Raw genomic sequence first — 719 nt, forward strand, 5'->3', positions numbered from 1 at the left:
GTTCCTTCAGTTTGTATACGTAGGTGACGTTCTTATCGCCTTCGATGACCTTACCGGTTGTTGGGTCAGTTGACTTGAGGTGACCTTGGTCATCTACTTCACCAACTGTGTAGGTACCTGCTGGAACCAATTCATAAGTCTTGCCTTCGAATTCGATCTCTTGTGGACGATTGTCTACCACTGTGTCGTAGTCCTTGTCCACTGGTTGAGCGTCTTCGTCCGTCACATCTGACTTGATGGTCTTGCCTTCTGTATCTACATAGTGAACATAAACATTACCCTTAGGTTCAGCTGGGGTTTCCTTCAATTTGTATACGTAGGTGACGTTCTTATCGCCTTCGATGACCTTACCGGTTGTTGGGTCAGTTGACTTGAGGTGACCTTGGTCATCCACTTCACCAACTGTGTAGGTACCTGCTGGAACCAATTCATAAGTCTTACCTTCGAATTCGATCTCTTGCGGACGGTTGTCTACCACTGTATCGTAGTCTTTGTCTACTGGTTGAGCATCTTCATCCGTCACATCTGACTTGATGGTCTTACCTTCTGTATCTACATAGTGTACGTAGACGTTACCCTTAGGCTCTGCTGGGGTTTCCTTCAATTTGTATACGTAGGTGACGTTCTTATCGCCTTCGATAACCTTACCGGTTGTAGGGTCTGTAGATTTAAGGTGACCCTCGTCATCTACTTCACCGACTGTGTAGTTACCCGCTGGT

General features: G+C 46.3%; 1 protein-coding gene. It reads right to left on the minus strand.

Annotation, left to right across the window (positions count from 1 at the left end; genetic code table 11):
- Positions 1-719, minus strand: a 719-nt coding sequence (locus tag AC3E8G_RS10265) for a MucBP domain-containing protein (RefSeq protein ID WP_490677652.1), incomplete at both ends; no start/stop codon positions are given.

It is taken from the genome of Streptococcus sp. SCPM-O-B-15294 (M123) (genome assembly GCF_058200455.1).